Annotated in this window: 1 rRNA gene; it reads right to left on the bottom strand. The window is 55.8% G+C overall.

Annotation, left to right across the window (positions count from 1 at the left end):
• Positions 1-327: 327 nt before the first annotated feature.
• A 16S ribosomal RNA gene (locus ACX80C_RS19265) occupies positions 328-1,851 on the bottom strand.
• Positions 1,852-2,028 lie beyond the last annotated feature (177 nt).

Consider the following 2,028-nt stretch of genomic DNA (forward strand, 5'->3'; position numbering starts at 1 on the left):
ACACCCCACACACCGTGCAGGACACCCCACACACCGTGCAGAATCAAAAGGGGTCAGGCTCCTGTTGCCTCAGGACCCAACAGTGTGCCAAACGATGAAACCACCACCACCAACCACGCCTTTCCACAACCCACGCACCCCAACCCCAAAGGGACAGGACAACACAGATCCGTACTCAACCCAGCCAGCACCAGCAGCCACCACAATTCGTTGATATTCCACCCATGAGCACCCACCGCAGAACAAACGCCTGCGCAATGGGCTAACTCCTGACAACCCCCACCAGCCCACTATCGAGGCAGCAGAAAGCTGTAAGGCGCTCCTTAGAAAGGAGGTGATCCAGCCGCACCTTCCGGTACGGCTACCTTGTTACGACTTAGTCCCAATCGCCGGTCCCACCTTCGACAGCTCCCTCCCACAAGGGGTTAGGCCACCGGCTTCGGGTGTTACCAACTTTCGTGACTTGACGGGCGGTGTGTACAAGGCCCGGGAACGTATTCACCGCAGCGTTGCTGATCTGCGATTACTAGCGACTCCGACTTCATGAGGTCGAGTTGCAGACCTCAATCCGAACTGAGACCGGCTTTTTGGGATTAGCTCCACCTCACAGCATCGCAACCCTTTGTACCGGCCATTGTAGCATGCGTGAAGCCCAAGACATAAGGGGCATGATGATTTGACGTCGTCCCCACCTTCCTCCGAGTTGACCCCGGCAGTCTCCCATGAGTCCCCGGCATAACCCGCTGGCAACATGGAACGAGGGTTGCGCTCGTTGCGGGACTTAACCCAACATCTCACGACACGAGCTGACGACAACCATGCACCACCTGTAAACCGGCCACAAGTGGCCGACACATCTCTGCGCCGTTCCGGTTCATGTCAAGCCTTGGTAAGGTTCTTCGCGTTGCATCGAATTAATCCGCATGCTCCGCCGCTTGTGCGGGCCCCCGTCAATTCCTTTGAGTTTTAGCCTTGCGGCCGTACTCCCCAGGCGGGGCACTTAATGCGTTAGCTACGGCGCGGAACACGTGGAATGTCCCCCACACCTAGTGCCCAACGTTTACGGCATGGACTACCAGGGTATCTAATCCTGTTCGCTCCCCATGCTTTCGCTCCTCAGCGTCAGTTAATGCCCAGAGACCTGCCTTCGCCATCGGTGTTCCTCCTGATATCTGCGCATTTCACCGCTACACCAGGAATTCCAGTCTCCCCTACATCACTCAAGTCTGCCCGTACCCACCGCAGATCCGGAGTTAAGCCCCGGACTTTCACGGCAGACGCGACAAACCGCCTACGAGCTCTTTACGCCCAATAATTCCGGATAACGCTTGCGCCCTACGTATTACCGCGGCTGCTGGCACGTAGTTAGCCGGCGCTTCTTCTGCAGGTACCGTCACTTTCGCTTCTTCCCTACTGAAAGAGGTTTACAACCCGAAGGCCTTCATCCCTCACGCGGCGTCGCTGCATCAGGCTTGCGCCCATTGTGCAATATTCCCCACTGCTGCCTCCCGTAGGAGTCTGGGCCGTGTCTCAGTCCCAGTGTGGCCGTCCACCCTCTCAGGCCGGCTACCCGTCGTCGCCTTGGTAGGCCATTACCCCACCAACAAGCTGATAGGCCGCGAGTCCATCCAAAACCACAAAAGCTTTCCACCAACCACCATGCGATGATCAGTCATATCCAGTATTAGACCCAGTTTCCCAGGCTTATCCCAGAGTCAAGGGAAGGTTACTCACGTGTTACTCACCCGTTCGCCACTAATCCACGGTGCAAGCACCGCATCATCGTTCGACTTGCATGTGTTAAGCACGCCGCCAGCGTTCATCCTGAGCCAGGATCAAACTCTCCGTAAAAAAATACGAACACAACACAAACCCCCCGGAAAAAGAAGAGCCCACGCTGCACAAAATCTGAAACCAGCCAAAAAACCAGCCACCCCACAAAGTGAGGCGACCAGCAAATCAACCAATCAAAAAACAATCGGTATCAACAAACATGGCACACTATTGAGTTCTCAAACAACAGAAGCA

Source organism: Arthrobacter tecti (genome assembly GCF_054511355.1).